Origin of the sequence: Paenibacillus sepulcri, from assembly GCF_042647105.1 — a bacterium.
Classification (GTDB): Bacteria; Bacillota; Bacilli; order Paenibacillales; family Paenibacillaceae; genus Paenibacillus_Z; species Paenibacillus_Z sepulcri.
Genome location: NZ_JBHRUP010000002.1, coordinates 581174 through 595269, shown reverse-complemented (window position 1 = coordinate 595269; position 14096 = coordinate 581174). Strand labels below are relative to the sequence as shown.

The following is a 14096-nucleotide window of genomic DNA, read 5'->3' as shown; positions in this document are numbered from 1 at the left end:
TGCCCGTTACTCTTACGCAATTTAGATAACAGTATACCCAAGGAGTGGTAGAAATGGCGCGTGTTTTATTTATTAATGGTGGATCAGAGGGACATATCAATCCAACGATTGGAGTTGTGCAGGAGCTTATTTCGCGGGGCGAAGAGGTCGTGTACTTTTCTATAGAAGCTTTTCGGGAGCGTATTGAGCAGACGGGAGCAACAGTTAGAACATTTGACGATCAAAAATTTATCAAAGCCTTTATCTCGGGTGGAAGAGATTATTTGCTCGAACGAATCAACGGTCTTTTGCTTACAGCAGATATAGTGATACCAAGCATTCTCGAACAAATCAAAGGAGAACACTTTGATTACATCATCCATGATTCCATGTTTGGTTGTGGACGTGTACTTGCTCAAATTCTTAAGCTTCCTGCAATCAGCTCTTGTACTTCTTTTGCGCAGACAAAAGGGTCATTCGATAAAATGCTGGAACAATTATCTATAAAAATCCCTTCAGAAATCGTTAAACCTATAAATGATAAATTTCAAAGCCTGACGGCAATGGTGAAGGAAAAATACGGTGTGGAGATCCATTCTCCTTACGAAGTATTTTGTAATCCTGCGCCGCTTACAATCGTTTATACAACAAGGCAGTTTCAACCATATGGAGAAGCATTCGACCAAAGTTATAAATTTGTAGGCCCATCCATCTCTTCGCGATTCACTCAAGAAAACTTCGACTTGACTGCAATCAAGGGGACAAACCCCATTTACATTTCACTGGGTACAGTCTTTAATCAAGCCATTGATTTCTATAAGCTTTGTTTTGAGGCATTTGGGAGCACTGATCATACTATTGTCATGTCTATTGGGAATAGAACGCAAATTTCTGATCTAGGGGAAATTCCTCATAACTTCATCGTAAAAAATTATGTTCCACAAACTGATGTACTGCAACACACTAAATTATTTATTACACATGGTGGAATGAACAGCACCAATGAAGGTCTCTATTATGGGGTTCCACTAATTGTAATCCCACAAAGCGCGGATCAGCCGATGATTGCGGGGCGAGTCGCCAATATCGGAGCAGGCATTACATTACAAATGCAAAGCGTGACTGCAAATCAACTGCGTGAAGCCGTAGATCATGTGTTAAGCCTCTCATCTTTCAAGAAAGCTGTTGCAAATATAAGGGAATCCTTTCGAAAATCAGGGGGATATCATCAAGCGGTTGATGAGATCTTCGAATTTAAAAATCAAAATCATATCCAAATATAAATTAAAAGCTGCTGCAGAGATATTCTGCAGTTTTGCTTTAAGTGAGTCAGATGCTAAAAGCATTCTGACGCTTACAGCCGCTAAATTCTTAAAATCCCATTTGACAAACAAGAGAATTTAATCTATTTTATATGCTATAGCATATGTTAATCGCTTATAGAGAAGAGGAGCATTTATAGACAAAAATAATCTAGAATTATATAATCTCACTGGTTTCCTTGTTCATCGTACTGATGTGAAAATGAATAATTTTTTCACAAAAAAGCTTAAACAATATGAAGTAACTCCTGACCAATGGGGAATCATCTGTGTACTTGACGGGGAAAGAGCAACGAGCCAGAAAGAGCTTGCCGAAGCCATTGACAGAGATCAAACCACTGTTGTAAGGATGATCTACTCACTTGAAAAAAAGGGAATCGTAAAAAGAATACAAAATGATTCTGACAAGCGTTCCCACAACTTGTTCCTCAGCGACAAAGGAATGGGTCTCAAAATAAAGCTTTTGCCGATTGTAAAGGCTGCTCATGATTATGTAACCAAAAATTTGAGCAAGGAGGAACTTCTGGTGTTGCATGCGCTCCTTGATAAACTGTATTCAAGCGTAAAATATGAGTAAGTGTTAATTCTTTTATCCGAGAATCCGAAATTTATTACCAGGTTGCACAGTAAGAAGTCTCATATATATGCTATAGCATATAAAAAGCGAATATTGAAAACTGGAAAGAGAGTGATTACGGATATGTTATTGATTATTTTAAAAGTTATTGTGGGCATTTTCTTCATGATTACAGGTACGACAATAATCTCTGGAAAAATGGCAAATGAGTTTAGACGATTTGGCCTTCCCTCCATATTTAATTTCTTAACAGGGTCTATTGAAATTGTATGCGCTATTGGGATGATTGTGGGAATATGGTTTCCAATCGCTGCATTGTTATCCGGATTACTGTTAGGAGCGACAATGCTTGCTGCAGCCTTTGTTCTGGTTGTGATCGCACGTGATCCATTTAAAAAAGCTATTCCTTCTATAATACTTTGTCTGCTGTCTATTACGATTGCACTTTATCACTTTGATTTCTGATATTGAATCGGGAGATGTGAACAAGTACGGTAATCAGGGGGCGTCTTCCGGAAACGGCAATATCCCCTTGTACATGCGTAATGTGCTTTGATAGGCGCGTTTCATTCGCGTCAGTTGTTCCGCGGGAAATTCGTCCCGCTTTCGAATCGCTTCTTGAAGCGGCACGATGCGGCATTTCGCGGGTTTGCCATGCTTTTCGATGCTTACCCAGGTTGGTAATCCCTCGACGCCAGCGAGCCGGACGGAGCCATTGGAGTTTTTGCGGAGCTTGAGGCGAACGATGATGCCGGTCAGGGCGGCGTCCTTACGGTGCAGCCGGGTGGAGATAAAGTTGCCGAGCGAGTAGATGGCGAACCGTTTCCTCGTCCGTCCCCAGACGTCCTTCACAGTTCTGATCACCGCCGGCTGAAGGACATGCGGATGCGAGCCCAGCACCACGTCCGCGCCATGCCGGAACAGGAAGTGGACCCACTCCTTCTGATTGGCGGCAGGGCTGTGTTCATACTCGAATCCAAAGTGCATGCACACGATAATAAAATCAGCGGCGGCCTGCAACCGTCTCAGGTCGTTTTTTATTTTCGCGCGGTTGAGCTTTTTGACGCCAGCGGGCTGCCCCTTCGGTATAGGCATGCCGTTCGTGTCCCGCGTATACGACAGGATGCCGATACGGATGCCTTTGACATTCCGCACGCAGAGCCCCCGCGATTCCTGCGCGGTTCGATAGGTTCCGGCGTGGGCGAGGCCGTACTTGTCGAGCACGTCCAGCGTCCTTTTGAGCCCGCGAACGCCGTAGTCCGCGCAATGGTTGTTGGCTGTAGCAAGCACATCGAAGCCGGCAGCCGACAGCGACTGCGCGAAGGCGTCAGGGCTTTTGAACAGCGGATTGCCGTTCTTCGGATTGCGCATTGTCTTCCGAAAGCCTGCATCTGGACCTCCTGCGAAGGTAGTCTCCAGATTGCCGATCGTAAGATGTGCATCCTGCAAATAATGGGCGACTGGTTCGAACATCCGCCCGTACTTGTAGTTTGCCCCTTCTTGATCGTCCGTGCCGCCCCCATGCCCGCCGGTACGAAGCAACCGGTTGAGCAGCGGCTTCATCAAGAGATCACCGACTGCCGCAATGACAATTTCCTGTGACATCCCATCGTCCCCCGATCGATTAGGCTAAAATCCGTTATGCCACCATATGCTGTCCGGGATGACTTGGTGTTTGGGACCGATTCGGGAACGAAAACGAGACTTCGGTTGCCCCTGCAGATGACGTTGTACCTGAGGGTGGGCATATCAAGAATGAAGAATCCATAATGGAACAAGCAAAACCACCTTGAATTCAGGTGGTTTTTTGATATAGCCTCACAGCAACTCAAATCGATTCGGTATTTTCCTAGTCTATGAATCTATCGGCGCCCCTTTTCAGATAGAGATGGTATATATCCAAACCGTTGTTCTCTCACGGCATAAGATAGAGTATCAAGTCCAAAGGAGGTTGATGAAAGATGTCAATTGTAACATATTCAACAGGTCCAGTAGAAAATGCGATCAATATCAGTACATTGCCGGGTGAATCCAGAACGTTTTTAGTAAAAGCGGTAAACAATGGCCTTTCCAGCGCAAGGGTTAAAATTAAATTGTTCCGTTTGAACGGAACGAAGGTTCTAGTTGCTACAAGAACATTTACACTTGCTGCAGGATCATCCGACTACCGTGTATTTAACGTCGCTCAACTGTTTCAATTCGAAGTTCAAATCAAGACAGACAGCAAGAAAGTGCTTGTATCCGGATGGGGGAAAAATGCATCCGGACGGCTGGTAGCCGCTCACCGTTATACGCCAGAAGAATTTGCCAAAAAAGTAAACTAATCACTTCTGCCGCAGAATTCAACTTTAAAATGTCCATGCCCGATTGCGGGCATGGACATTTTAGCTATAGTGTTCTCCAAAACCGGAACAACACCGTGATCTTGCCCTGAAAAACAGACAATTTAGGCGGGAGTGCTCCAAGCACTTCCGTTTTTTGCGTTTTAAATGAATTCTATGAATTAATTTAATCACCCGTTATGCTCATTTTACAGGGGTACAGATGCTCCTTCTATAGCTGACTTCCATTGCCCAATCTTGCGTTCAGGTAAGATAAGAAAGTCCCCAAACCTGTCATTTGTTGAATGATCGGCTTGGGGACAACAATAAATCGTTTTTTCACTATTCCAAATGCAAAATTTCGAACTCATCCTGAGCGAATGATTTCTCTGCATAATTTCCACCCCAGGTGCAAAGCGATCTCAAAATTGGTTCAAGCGATTGACAAAGCTCTGTAGTTGAATATTCGACTTTCGGAGGAACTTGATTGTACATTTTCCTACTGATAAGTCCACTCGCTTCTAATTCTCTAAGTGTTTGAATAAGCATTTTTTGAGTAATATTGGGTATCAGTCTCTTTAGCTCGCTCGTCCGTTTTGGGCCTTTTATCACATGGTATAAAATAAGTCCCTTCCATTTCCCTCCGATTACCTCCAAAGTAACCTCCAGGTCACAGTAATAAGTTTTCATTTTTTAAATAACATCTCCCGATTACAGTTATCACTTTTTAATTACTATATAACAAAAAAGTGTGTACTTTATTTATTATTACGATTAATTCATAATATCATTCGCTGGCGTACATGAATAGCTCTTACAGCCGCCATCATGTCGTACGTCGTACTGAATGCTGTATTTTGGAACACTTCGAAATGAGACTGAATTATATGAAAGTGCAGCCCGATTCTTTACAACCACTTTTACAATTGGAAGGCTATGTGAAGAAGAGCGGTGTATGAAGAAACGTAAAGTATCCTTATGAAGCTGCTTATTTTACTCAATTATCACTTTTAGGTGACTATATAACAAAAAAGTGTGTACTTTTATTTCAGTTACTTTTGATCCATAATAGCAACTATAAGAAGTTCAGTACCTAACCTTTTTTCGAAGGAAAATGGCAATTAGGACTTCCTATACGAAACTAAAATTATTCTTAAAGGAGAGTCATAATATGGGTAAGTTTGATGGTAAAGTAGCGGTTGTAACAGGAGGCACCAGCGGTATTGGTCTTGCAACAGCACAGCAGTTTGCAAAAGAAGGCGCGCATGTTTTTATTACAGGCCGCAGACAAAGTGAACTGGATGCGGCGGTTAAGCTGATTGGGAAGAATGCAACGGGTGTTCAAGGCGATATTTCCAAGTTGGCAGATTTGGACAAGCTGTACGAAACCGTGAAGCAAGAGAAAGGACATTTGGACATCCTCGTTGCAAATGCAGGGCTGGGATCCTTGCTTCCACTAGGCGAAATTACAGAAGAGCATTATTACAAAACATTTGACGTCAATGTAAAAGGAACCATATTCACGGTTCAAAAGGCATTACCGTTGTTTCCGAATAAGACAGGTTCGATTATTCTGACGGGGTCCACTGCTGGTGCAGCGGGGATGCCGGCGTTTAGTATCTATGGCGCATCGAAGGCGGCAATAAGACAGCTGATCCGCAGCTGGATTCTGGATCTGAAAGGAACAGGAATTCGTGTCAACGTCCTTAGTCCGGGAACCGTTCATACACCGGCTTACGATGACTTATTCGGAGCCGAGTTAAATAACTTCCTTGAACAGGCCAAGAATGAAATACCGCTAGGCAGAGTGGGGAAAGCCGGAGAAATCGCGAATGCCGTCATGTTCCTGGCCTCTAATGAAAGCAGCTATATAAATGGGATTGAATTATTCGTAGATGGCGGAGTTGCACAAATTTAATTCGGAAATATACCCTAAGGTCTTTAATGGATGACAGAATGTAAATGACATGACGGTATTCAAGCTTTATCTTGACATCATATTTGCAACAAAACCATCGCCCAAATCGGTCGATGGTTTTTTATGCTATGGAGCTATGGAGATTCACGACTTGTGACAAGAATATTGTTCTGTTCTCGAGGGAAGTGCCTGATCCGGACGGCAATCGCGCGAGCTTTTTGGAAGAGAACGAGAAACTGACACATGTTATCATGTTCATTTTTGAGAGGTATTCGCATGAGTTGCAAAGAGATCGCGCATAATAATTGAACCGCGTGATTGCCCGCTGCACTGCAGGTGTCCGGAGCGCATCGGCATGAAAATGCTTTGAAAAAAATCCCCGCCGTTATTATCAGGCAGGGATGTTTTTGATAGCGGAGCGAAAGCTGGTGGGCCGTTCGTTCCGGGCAGGCTAGGCAGTATGCACGACGGGCGCATTCTCCTCTTCCGTTTCCGGCTTCTTCTGCAGGCGCGCATTTCCTAGGGTCAGGGCGATGATTGCGCCGGCGGCCATTACGAATAAGGCAAGGATGAAGCCGTGGGAGATGGCGTTTCCGATCGCATTTCTCATGAAAGCGAGCAGATCTGCCGGCATTTCCGATGCACCGCGGAGGACCGTCTCCGGATTGGTCAGCGTCGCCGCCTGCTGGTCTGGGATTTGGAATTTGGCGATTGCCTCCTGCGAGGAGTTCTTCAGACTCGCATTGACGAGCACGGCCATGATGGAAGCGCCCATCACGCCGCCAATATTGCGCCAGAAGCCGACGACGGAGGAGGAGATGCCGATGTATTTCGTATCTACGGCCATCGCAACCGCGCTCTGGCCCATGCTCATCAGCGGTCCGATCACGCCGAGACCCAGCAGAATCATGATGCTGATGACCTGCCAATACGGCATACCCGGCGAGAGATTCATGAGCAGGAGAGAGGCGACGACGCCGAGCGCCATATTCACGAACATCACCGACCGGAAACGAAACTTGGCCGAGACGAAACCAGCCACGATCGCGCCTCCGATCAGCGAGGCCATCATCGGCGTCAGGACGCCGTTGGAATTGGCCTTGCCGAGCACGCTGGTCGCATAGAGCGGCAGATACGTGATGGCTGAGAACATGATGAATCCCTGGCAGAAGCAGAGCAGGCTTGTGCCGAGCACCAGTCGATGCTTGAAGATGGAGAGGGGGAGCATCGGCTCCTCGGCTTTGGACTCCACCCGCAGGAATGAGACCGCGCCGATCGCACCGATTGCGAATAGTCCGATGATCTGCCAGGAGCTCCAGGCATAATCCTTGCCGCCAAGCTCCAGCGCGAGCAAGACGGAGACGGTCGTCACGATCAGCAGCACTGCGCCGAGATAATCGATTTTTGGCTTGCGCTCGGCCTTCGATTCGCGAAGGGAGAAGAGGAGCACGAGCATCGACGCGATGCCGATTGGCAGGTTGACGTAGAAGCACCAGCGCCAGCTGAAATGCTCCGAGATCAGCGTCCCGAGCTGAGGGCCGGCGACGGACGACAAGCCGAATACGGCGCCCATGACCCCGGACAGTTTCGCGGCCTGCTTGGGGTCGCCGAACAAGGTGAAGATAATGGAGAATGAAATCGGGAATACAGAGCCAGAGCCGATGCCCTGGATGACGCGGAACCAGATCAGCTGATCGATTGTTTGCGCCATGCCGCAAAGAGCAGAGCCGATAAGGAATAAGGATATGCCAATCAGGTAAAACTTCTTGCGACCGAACAAATCGGACAGTTTGCCGAAAATCAGCATGGTGCTGGTGGCCGCAAGCATGTAGGCGGTAAATACCCACGAGATTTTCTCGAAGCCCCCGATGTTCTCGATGACCTTGTTGACGCTGGCGGAAACGATCGTATTATCCAGCGAAGCCATCAGCAATCCTAACGCCATGGACAGGACGATCAGTCCCGTATGTTTCGAAGCTGTTGACATGAGCAGTGCCACTCCTTCCAAGATTTAAGTCTTATTCCGATTCCGTCAGTTTCCGCAGAGCCTCATGCAGGGTTCGGGTCTTGGCCGCATTCAACTCGAACCCGATCTCGAGACATAGAGTCTTCGATGGCGGCATGCCTGGCGCGATTTTCTGCTTCATGCGTCCCAGCTGCTCGCCGGACGCTTCGGACTTGCGGATCTCGTCGCGAACCCAATCGGTCAGCGTATCCGTGTCCATGTATTCCCCGAAAAACATCCGCACGAGGAAATCCGAACGGAAGCTGTCCTTCTCCATCGGCGATTCGAGAAAAGCTTGAAACTGCTGGCGTCCGGCATCGGTCAGCGAATACACGTTTTTGTTCGGCCTCCCGTCTTGAATGACGTTTTCCTTGATGATAAACCCCTGCGCCTCCAGCTTCGCGAGCGTCGGGTAGATCGTGCCGAAGCTGGCATCGAAAAAGAAAGACAGCGGCATCTCGAGCATTTGCTTGATTTCGTACCCGGACAACGGCTGGCGGTGAAGCAAGCCTAGTATGACATCTTGACTGTTCATTTTAATAATGGCCTCCCGCGTTATAGTTTGATGATGGATTTAATATATCAGGTCGACATATATCGAGTCAACATATAATTCGGCTATTGGTTCACTGGTTTCCTGTTTTTTCGGTCTGATACCATTCGTTTCACTGCCAGAGACAGGTGGTCTATTATTTCGAAAATAAGAGTATTTGTATGAATTATAATACGTCTCTTAATAGTAAAATCAAACTATGATATGGCACTATATTCCTTGTCCTACTGATGAACCGGGTATTTAAAGGGGCATTGGGCGCAAGCGGAGATTGAGCTGCTGGCGAACAAGCGCGTCGAGGGGAGGTCGGATGCCAGCTTTGCGCGGGGGAGGCTGTCACTCGCGCCTTGGTGGTTGGTCGGAAAGGTGGAAAGGCGTGTTCTGGGGCTCGTAGTTTTCCTTGGTGGCAGTCTGTTTGGTTATTTGGAGCGTGTTTATATCCGTTCAATGATGTCATGACAACAGAGTTGTGTACTCCAGTTATTCGATTATTTTATAGGCTCATTACCCTGCGCAGGCAACTTTCTTAGTTAAAGAAAGTGAACGGAATCATACAACATATTTATGGGATCAGGTTCCTGTCAATTGCCAATGACAGGAACTTGATCCCATTTCCGATTTTGACAAGAACTTGATCTCATTCGCAAATGAGACGTAATAAATGGTCGTACTGGAAGTAAAAGAGTTTTCTCTGAAGCCACGTTTATTGACGGGAATCAATAGGGATTTCACTATAATAACGTGAAAATCCTCGACACGCAGTCCTACAACTGCGACATGTCCAGGATCCAGGGGAGCTGTCCGTTTTAAAATTGGTTAAATTCTCAATTTCAATAACAGCTGTGCGTATTTATTCATTAAGTGTTCCATTTACTTCCATTAAACATTGTTGCTACTAGCAAAATATTCACGGGTATCTTTGCGCGATTGAGGGGTCAATACGCGATCAAGCTCTTCATTCAACCAAGTTAGTGACTTTTTGCGAAGCAGATTGCGCATACTATCTTCTGCTTCAAGCATAGCTAAGTTTATCACACAGGAAGAAGCTCGAGTGCATGCTGCATAGTCTTCATCACGGCACAGATAGCTATTATCTTTGATGTTTTTACATTGAAAAATGGGGGCTGCACCTTCAACAGCTTCAACTACATCCCAAAAAGAAATATCCGCAGGAGACCTGGCTAATTTATAGCCTCCTTTTACACCAGGGACTGAGCTTACAATACCAGCTTTTGTTAATTTACTGAAAATCTTCGAAAGATAGGTCTCTGAAACACCTTGAAAAGCAGAAAGCTCTTTAATCCCGATGGTTGAATCAGGAGGAATATCAATTAGATAGACCAAGCAATGCAGTCCATATTCAACGCCAATACTATACTGCATACAAACACCTGCTTTCTAGATAAAAAGGTTGTTATTAATCATCTTAGGTTGATTTAAAACCCTTGTCAAATGAGGGTATTTGGGTATTTTCAGCTAATTGAACCATGATTTTTGGTTGACAGCCACAAATGAAAGGTTTATATTGTGGATGAGGTTAATCGGCGATAAACATTGTCAGCGTTACACTTCATAAGGCAAGATAAAATTTGTTGTTCATGGAGGAGATTACTATGAAGGTTAGATTAAATCATATGAGTGCAAGCCCAGGTGCTGTGCAAACGATGATGAAGCTGGAAGGGTTTATTAAGACGAGTGGGTTGGATGCAAATCTTTATGAATTAATTAAGATCAGAGCATCACAAATTAACGGGTGTGCTTATTGTATTGACATGCATACACGGGATTCGCGGAAAATGGGCGAAACAGAGCAGCGGATTTATTTGCTTAACGCGTGGCGCGAAGCCCCCTTTTATTCCGACAAAGAAAGAGTGGTGCTTGAGCTTACGGAAGCTGTAACCCGTATTTCCGAGCAGGGCGTGCCGCAGGAATTGTATGAAAGAGTTCGGGCACATGTGGATGAGGCAGAATATGTGGCAATCATTATGGCAATCAATACCATTAATTCATGGAATCGTATCGCCATCTCCACGGGGATGTTCCCTGAAAAGGAGTAAAGGAAGTTTACTGAGATTAGGTACTGATTAACCTCAAGGAGGGATCAATCATGTCAACCGTTTTATACGTGACCGCACATCCGCTGGATAAGAGTGCATCCCATAGCTTGTCCGTAGGCCACGAGTTTATCCAAGCCTACCGTGAAGCAAACCCTAACGATGAAGTTATTCATCTGGATCTATATAAAATGGATATCCCGCAGCTAGACGCTGAAGTGTTACGTGGCTGGGAGCAATTGAAAAGCGGCAGTTCTTTTGATCAATTGAGCCCGGATTCTCAGGCTAAAGTGACCCGTTTGAGTGAACTGGTTGATCAATTTCTCACCGCAGATAAAATCGTTGTCGTCAATCCAGTCTGGAATTATTTGTTCCCACCTGTATTGAAAGCTTATATTGACGCCATATGCATACCCGGAAAAACAGTTAATTATACGCCGGAGGGCATAATTGGCTTAGTTTCTGACAAAAAATTGCTTCATATTCAGGCTTCCGGCAGCGTGCTATCTGAGGGACCAGCGGCAGGCTTCGAATTCAGCCACAGATACTTGACCGCTGTATCCAAATTCATAGGCATTCCTTCAATTGAAGTTATTTATATCGAGGGCATGGGAGCTGCACCGGATCAAGCGCCTGCTATTAAAGAAAAAGCGATTCAACAAGCGCTCGAACTAGCCAAAAGCTTCTAAGCCAGTAGATTCATTTCTAATATGAAGAAATACATTTTATTTGTTTTAGCTGGTGCATGCAGCTTTGGTTTATTGTCTACTTTTGTAAAGAAAGCCTATGAGATTGGTTTCAATGTCGGCGATGTAGTCGGCAGTCAAAACCTGTTCGGTGTGATTATGCTGTGGATATTGGTATTCGTAACCGCGAATTCCGCCAGGCAACCCGCTGCGTCGCATAGATTTAAAGTAACATGGCGTCAAGCGCTCTCGCTCATGGCCGTAGGAACGACAACAGGGTTAACGGGAATGCTTTATTATTCAGCGCTACAGCATATTTCGGCATCATTCGCGATTATCTTGTTGTTTCAATTTACGTGGATGGGCATCCTGCTGGAAGCAGCAGTTGAACGCAAACGTCCTGGTAAAGATAAGATTTTATCGCTCATCATCTTGTTTGTCGGGATTATTATGGCAAGCGGCTATTTGGGCGGGAGCCAGGAGGCAGTATCCTGGATAGGTGTTGTTCTTGGCTTGTTGGCTGCTGTTGCCTATGCGCTCTTCATCTGGTTTAGCGGGAAAACAGCCAAACAAGTCGATCCGATCACACGAAGCGCGATTATGCTGTCTGGCTCATTTATTCTCGCTATGTTGGTGTTTCCGCCGCATTTTCTTATAAATGGATCTTTGCACCATGGGCTTGTACCTTGGGCGCTGCTGCTGGCTCTCTTCGGTATCGTCATCCCGCCGTTGTTCTATGCCATTGGGGTACCGCGTGTTGGCGGCGGACTGGCTACAATCTTGAGTGCGGCTGAACTGCCGACGGCCGTCATGATGTCGTACATCGTACTGAATGAGTCTGTCAACTGGCTGCAGTGGCTTGGTGTGGGGATCACGATGTTCGGCATTGCCCTGCCTGAGTTTATGAAGCGCAAGAAGGTTCAATCCGAACTTGCCGGGGCAATTATAAGTTCGTAATCATCGGTCTTTTCTCAAAAGGCGGACGCGAAAACGTAAAGGAATATTTGCGATCTAAAGCTGGCAGAATATTTATGATCATGGAATTGCAGCGTATAAAGCAGTGGACATAAGAAAGTAATAAAGTGCTAATTACGTTAACCACAAAAAAATTAAGGGGTGTAATGACACGTGGAAATGAGACTGAATTATATGAAAGTGCAGCCCGGTTCTTTACAAACACTTTTACAACTGGAAGGGTATGTGAAGAAGAGCGGTCTTGACCTCAAGCTGTGGGAGCTGATTAAAATTCGTGCCTCGCAAATTAATGGCTGCGCCTACTGCCTGGATATGCATACGAAAGATGCGCGTGCGATGGGGGAGACGGAGCAGCGATTGTATTTGCTCAATGCATGGCGGGAAGCCCCGTTCTATACGGAAGCGGAGCGGGCCGCATTGGCATTAACGGAAGCGGTGACCAAAATTTCGGAGGCTGGCGTGCCGCAGGAATTGTATGAGCAAGTCCGCAAGCATTTTGACGAGGGCGAATTTGTCAATTTGATTATGGCGATTAATGCGATCAACTGCTGGAATCGAATGGCGATTTCAACGGGTATGGTACCTGGAGAATATCAGCCAGCCGCAAGCAAATAGCTGCAGGCGAAATCCTCGTACATCGACTATGTACGGGGATTAACTTTAGTCAAAGACCTGCAATAGCCCTGGTCTCCATTGCTTTATAGACTAAAGTTCACCTTTGTAAGATGAGACGAAGTATAGATTATTTATATTTAAGGGGAGGAAAAATGAGGTATAAAATACTTCTGTTTGATTTAGATGATACCTTGTTAGATTTCGGCGCTAATGAAACGGATTCGTTAACCAAATTGTTTCAGCATTACGGTTATACTTTATCGGATGAGTTGTTTCGAATATATAATGCCGTCAACAAACAACTATGGGCTGAATATGAAAATGGAATTATTGTATTGGATGATGTGCTAAACGCAAGATTTTCAGAAACGATGTTAAGACTGGGTAAAGTTGTGGATGGCATGGAATGGGAAAATCTGTATCGGGAGCTTTTGGGCAATGGAAGTCAGCTTATAGAAGGAGCTTTAGAAGTGTGTCAGAGATTGTCTGCCTCCCATAGACTGTTTGTTATTACGAATGGTATAACCCAAACTCAGATCAAGCGATTGAAGCAGTCAGGCTTGCATGGGTTCTTTGAAGACATTTTTGATTCTCAAAGCATTGGATTTCAAAAACCATCAACAGCATTTTTCGATTACGTGAGGAGTCATATTAAAGATTTTAATATAAAGGAAGCACTTATTATCGGGGATTCATTAAATACCGATATAAAAGGCGGTCTTCTGTCCGGAATTGATACCTGCTGGATCAACACAACATCACAAAAAGGCAATGCCGACATTCAAAGCACATTCACGGTCACAAGCTTATTAGAATTATTTGACATCTGTAACCAAAGCTAGAGCAAAGCGGATACTGGTATGTTACCAGTAGGCTGCGACTGCTTTTATCGCGGGATCGATTGATAGCCTTGAAGGTTTGTTTCTTGGATCTGGTCACTGGCGAGCATCTGATCTGTTTCGATGTAATCTTGCATAGTCTATTGGGTCGAAAATGATTGAAATACATGTAAATCATTCAATTATCACAATTTTGATACTATATAACAAATAAGTAAGTGCTGCTAGATAACAAATTTATGAAATTATAAT

At 45.1% G+C, this 14096-nt stretch carries 15 protein-coding genes; 10 read left to right on the top strand and 5 right to left on the bottom strand.

The genetic code is table 11. The features are described from left to right. Positions 1–53 precede the first annotated feature (53 nt). The 3 genes from ACFOLF_RS37510 to ACFOLF_RS37500 all read left to right on the top strand — a co-directional run bounded on the left by ACFOLF_RS37510 (position 54) and on the right by ACFOLF_RS37500 (position 2343). A complete protein-coding gene (locus ACFOLF_RS37510; RefSeq protein ID WP_210046998.1) occupies positions 54–1262 on the top strand; it encodes a macrolide family glycosyltransferase in 1209 nt (402 codons plus the stop codon). 241 nt (positions 1263–1503) lie between these two features. Next, complete coding sequence (locus ACFOLF_RS37505) at positions 1504–1878, top strand: MarR family winged helix-turn-helix transcriptional regulator (protein WP_210046999.1); 375 nt, start codon at positions 1504–1506, stop codon at positions 1876–1878. 114 nt (positions 1879–1992) lie between these two features. Continuing rightward, positions 1993–2343, top strand: a complete 351-nt coding sequence (locus tag ACFOLF_RS37500) for a DoxX family protein (RefSeq protein WP_210047032.1) — start codon at positions 1993–1995, stop codon at positions 2341–2343. A gap of 33 nt (positions 2344–2376) precedes the next feature. On the opposite strand, the gene ACFOLF_RS37495 is transcribed toward ACFOLF_RS37500, so the two are convergent. Further along, positions 2377–3483, bottom strand: a complete 1107-nt coding sequence (locus ACFOLF_RS37495) for a CapA family protein (protein ID WP_210047000.1) — start codon at positions 3481–3483, stop codon at positions 2377–2379. 356 nt (positions 3484–3839) lie between these two features. Here ACFOLF_RS37495 and ACFOLF_RS37490 point away from each other — a divergent pair, with 356 nt between their 5' ends. Then, positions 3840–4202 (top strand): hypothetical protein, encoded by a 363-nt coding sequence (locus ACFOLF_RS37490; RefSeq protein ID WP_210047001.1) that lies wholly within the window; start codon positions 3840–3842, stop codon positions 4200–4202. A 339-nt stretch (positions 4203–4541) separates the two neighbouring features. Here ACFOLF_RS37490 and ACFOLF_RS37485 read toward each other — a convergent pair whose 3' ends face one another. Further along, positions 4542–4889, bottom strand: coding sequence for a winged helix-turn-helix transcriptional regulator (locus ACFOLF_RS37485; protein WP_210047002.1), 348 nt, complete (start codon positions 4887–4889; stop codon positions 4542–4544). A 481-nt stretch (positions 4890–5370) separates the two neighbouring features. Here ACFOLF_RS37485 and ACFOLF_RS37480 point away from each other — a divergent pair, with 481 nt between their 5' ends. Then, a complete protein-coding gene (locus ACFOLF_RS37480; protein WP_210047033.1) occupies positions 5371–6117 on the top strand; it encodes an SDR family NAD(P)-dependent oxidoreductase in 747 nt (248 codons plus the stop codon). Positions 6118–6568: 451 nt separating this feature from the next. Here the strand turns inward: ACFOLF_RS37480 and ACFOLF_RS37475 are convergent, their stop codons facing one another. From ACFOLF_RS37475 to ACFOLF_RS37465, 3 genes are all read right to left on the bottom strand, one after another. After that, positions 6569–8104: a DHA2 family efflux MFS transporter permease subunit gene (locus tag ACFOLF_RS37475; protein WP_210047003.1), complete on the bottom strand. Its 1536-nt coding sequence runs from the start codon at positions 8102–8104 to the stop codon at positions 6569–6571. A gap of 31 nt (positions 8105–8135) precedes the next feature. Further along, positions 8136–8657 (bottom strand): helix-turn-helix transcriptional regulator, encoded by a 522-nt coding sequence (locus ACFOLF_RS37470; RefSeq protein WP_210047004.1) that lies wholly within the window; start codon positions 8655–8657, stop codon positions 8136–8138. An 897-nt stretch (positions 8658–9554) separates the two neighbouring features. Continuing rightward, positions 9555–10058 carry an Rrf2 family transcriptional regulator gene (locus ACFOLF_RS37465; protein WP_210047005.1) on the bottom strand — a complete coding sequence of 168 codons (504 nt, stop codon included), beginning with the start codon at positions 10056–10058 and terminating at the stop codon, positions 9555–9557. A gap of 230 nt (positions 10059–10288) precedes the next feature. Between ACFOLF_RS37465 and ACFOLF_RS37460 the strand changes: the two genes are divergently transcribed. The 5 genes from ACFOLF_RS37460 (at position 10289) to ACFOLF_RS37440 (ending at position 13847) form a co-directional block, all read left to right on the top strand. Next, a complete protein-coding gene (locus tag ACFOLF_RS37460) occupies positions 10289–10732 on the top strand; it encodes a carboxymuconolactone decarboxylase family protein (RefSeq protein WP_210047006.1) in 444 nt (147 codons plus the stop codon). Positions 10733–10782: 50 nt separating this feature from the next. Then, on the top strand, positions 10783–11418 hold the full coding sequence (locus tag ACFOLF_RS37455) for an FMN-dependent NADH-azoreductase (protein ID WP_210047007.1): 636 nt from the start codon (positions 10783–10785) through the stop codon (positions 11416–11418). 21 nt (positions 11419–11439) lie between these two features. Continuing rightward, positions 11440–12372 (top strand): EamA family transporter, encoded by a 933-nt coding sequence (locus tag ACFOLF_RS37450; protein ID WP_210047008.1) that lies wholly within the window; start codon positions 11440–11442, stop codon positions 12370–12372. A gap of 177 nt (positions 12373–12549) precedes the next feature. Next, positions 12550–13005 carry a carboxymuconolactone decarboxylase family protein gene (locus tag ACFOLF_RS37445; RefSeq protein ID WP_210047034.1) on the top strand — a complete coding sequence of 152 codons (456 nt, stop codon included), beginning with the start codon at positions 12550–12552 and terminating at the stop codon, positions 13003–13005. Between the two features lie 152 nt (positions 13006–13157). Further along, positions 13158–13847, top strand: coding sequence for a YjjG family noncanonical pyrimidine nucleotidase (locus tag ACFOLF_RS37440; RefSeq protein ID WP_210047009.1), 690 nt, complete (start codon positions 13158–13160; stop codon positions 13845–13847). Positions 13848–14096: the final 249 nt, after the last annotated feature.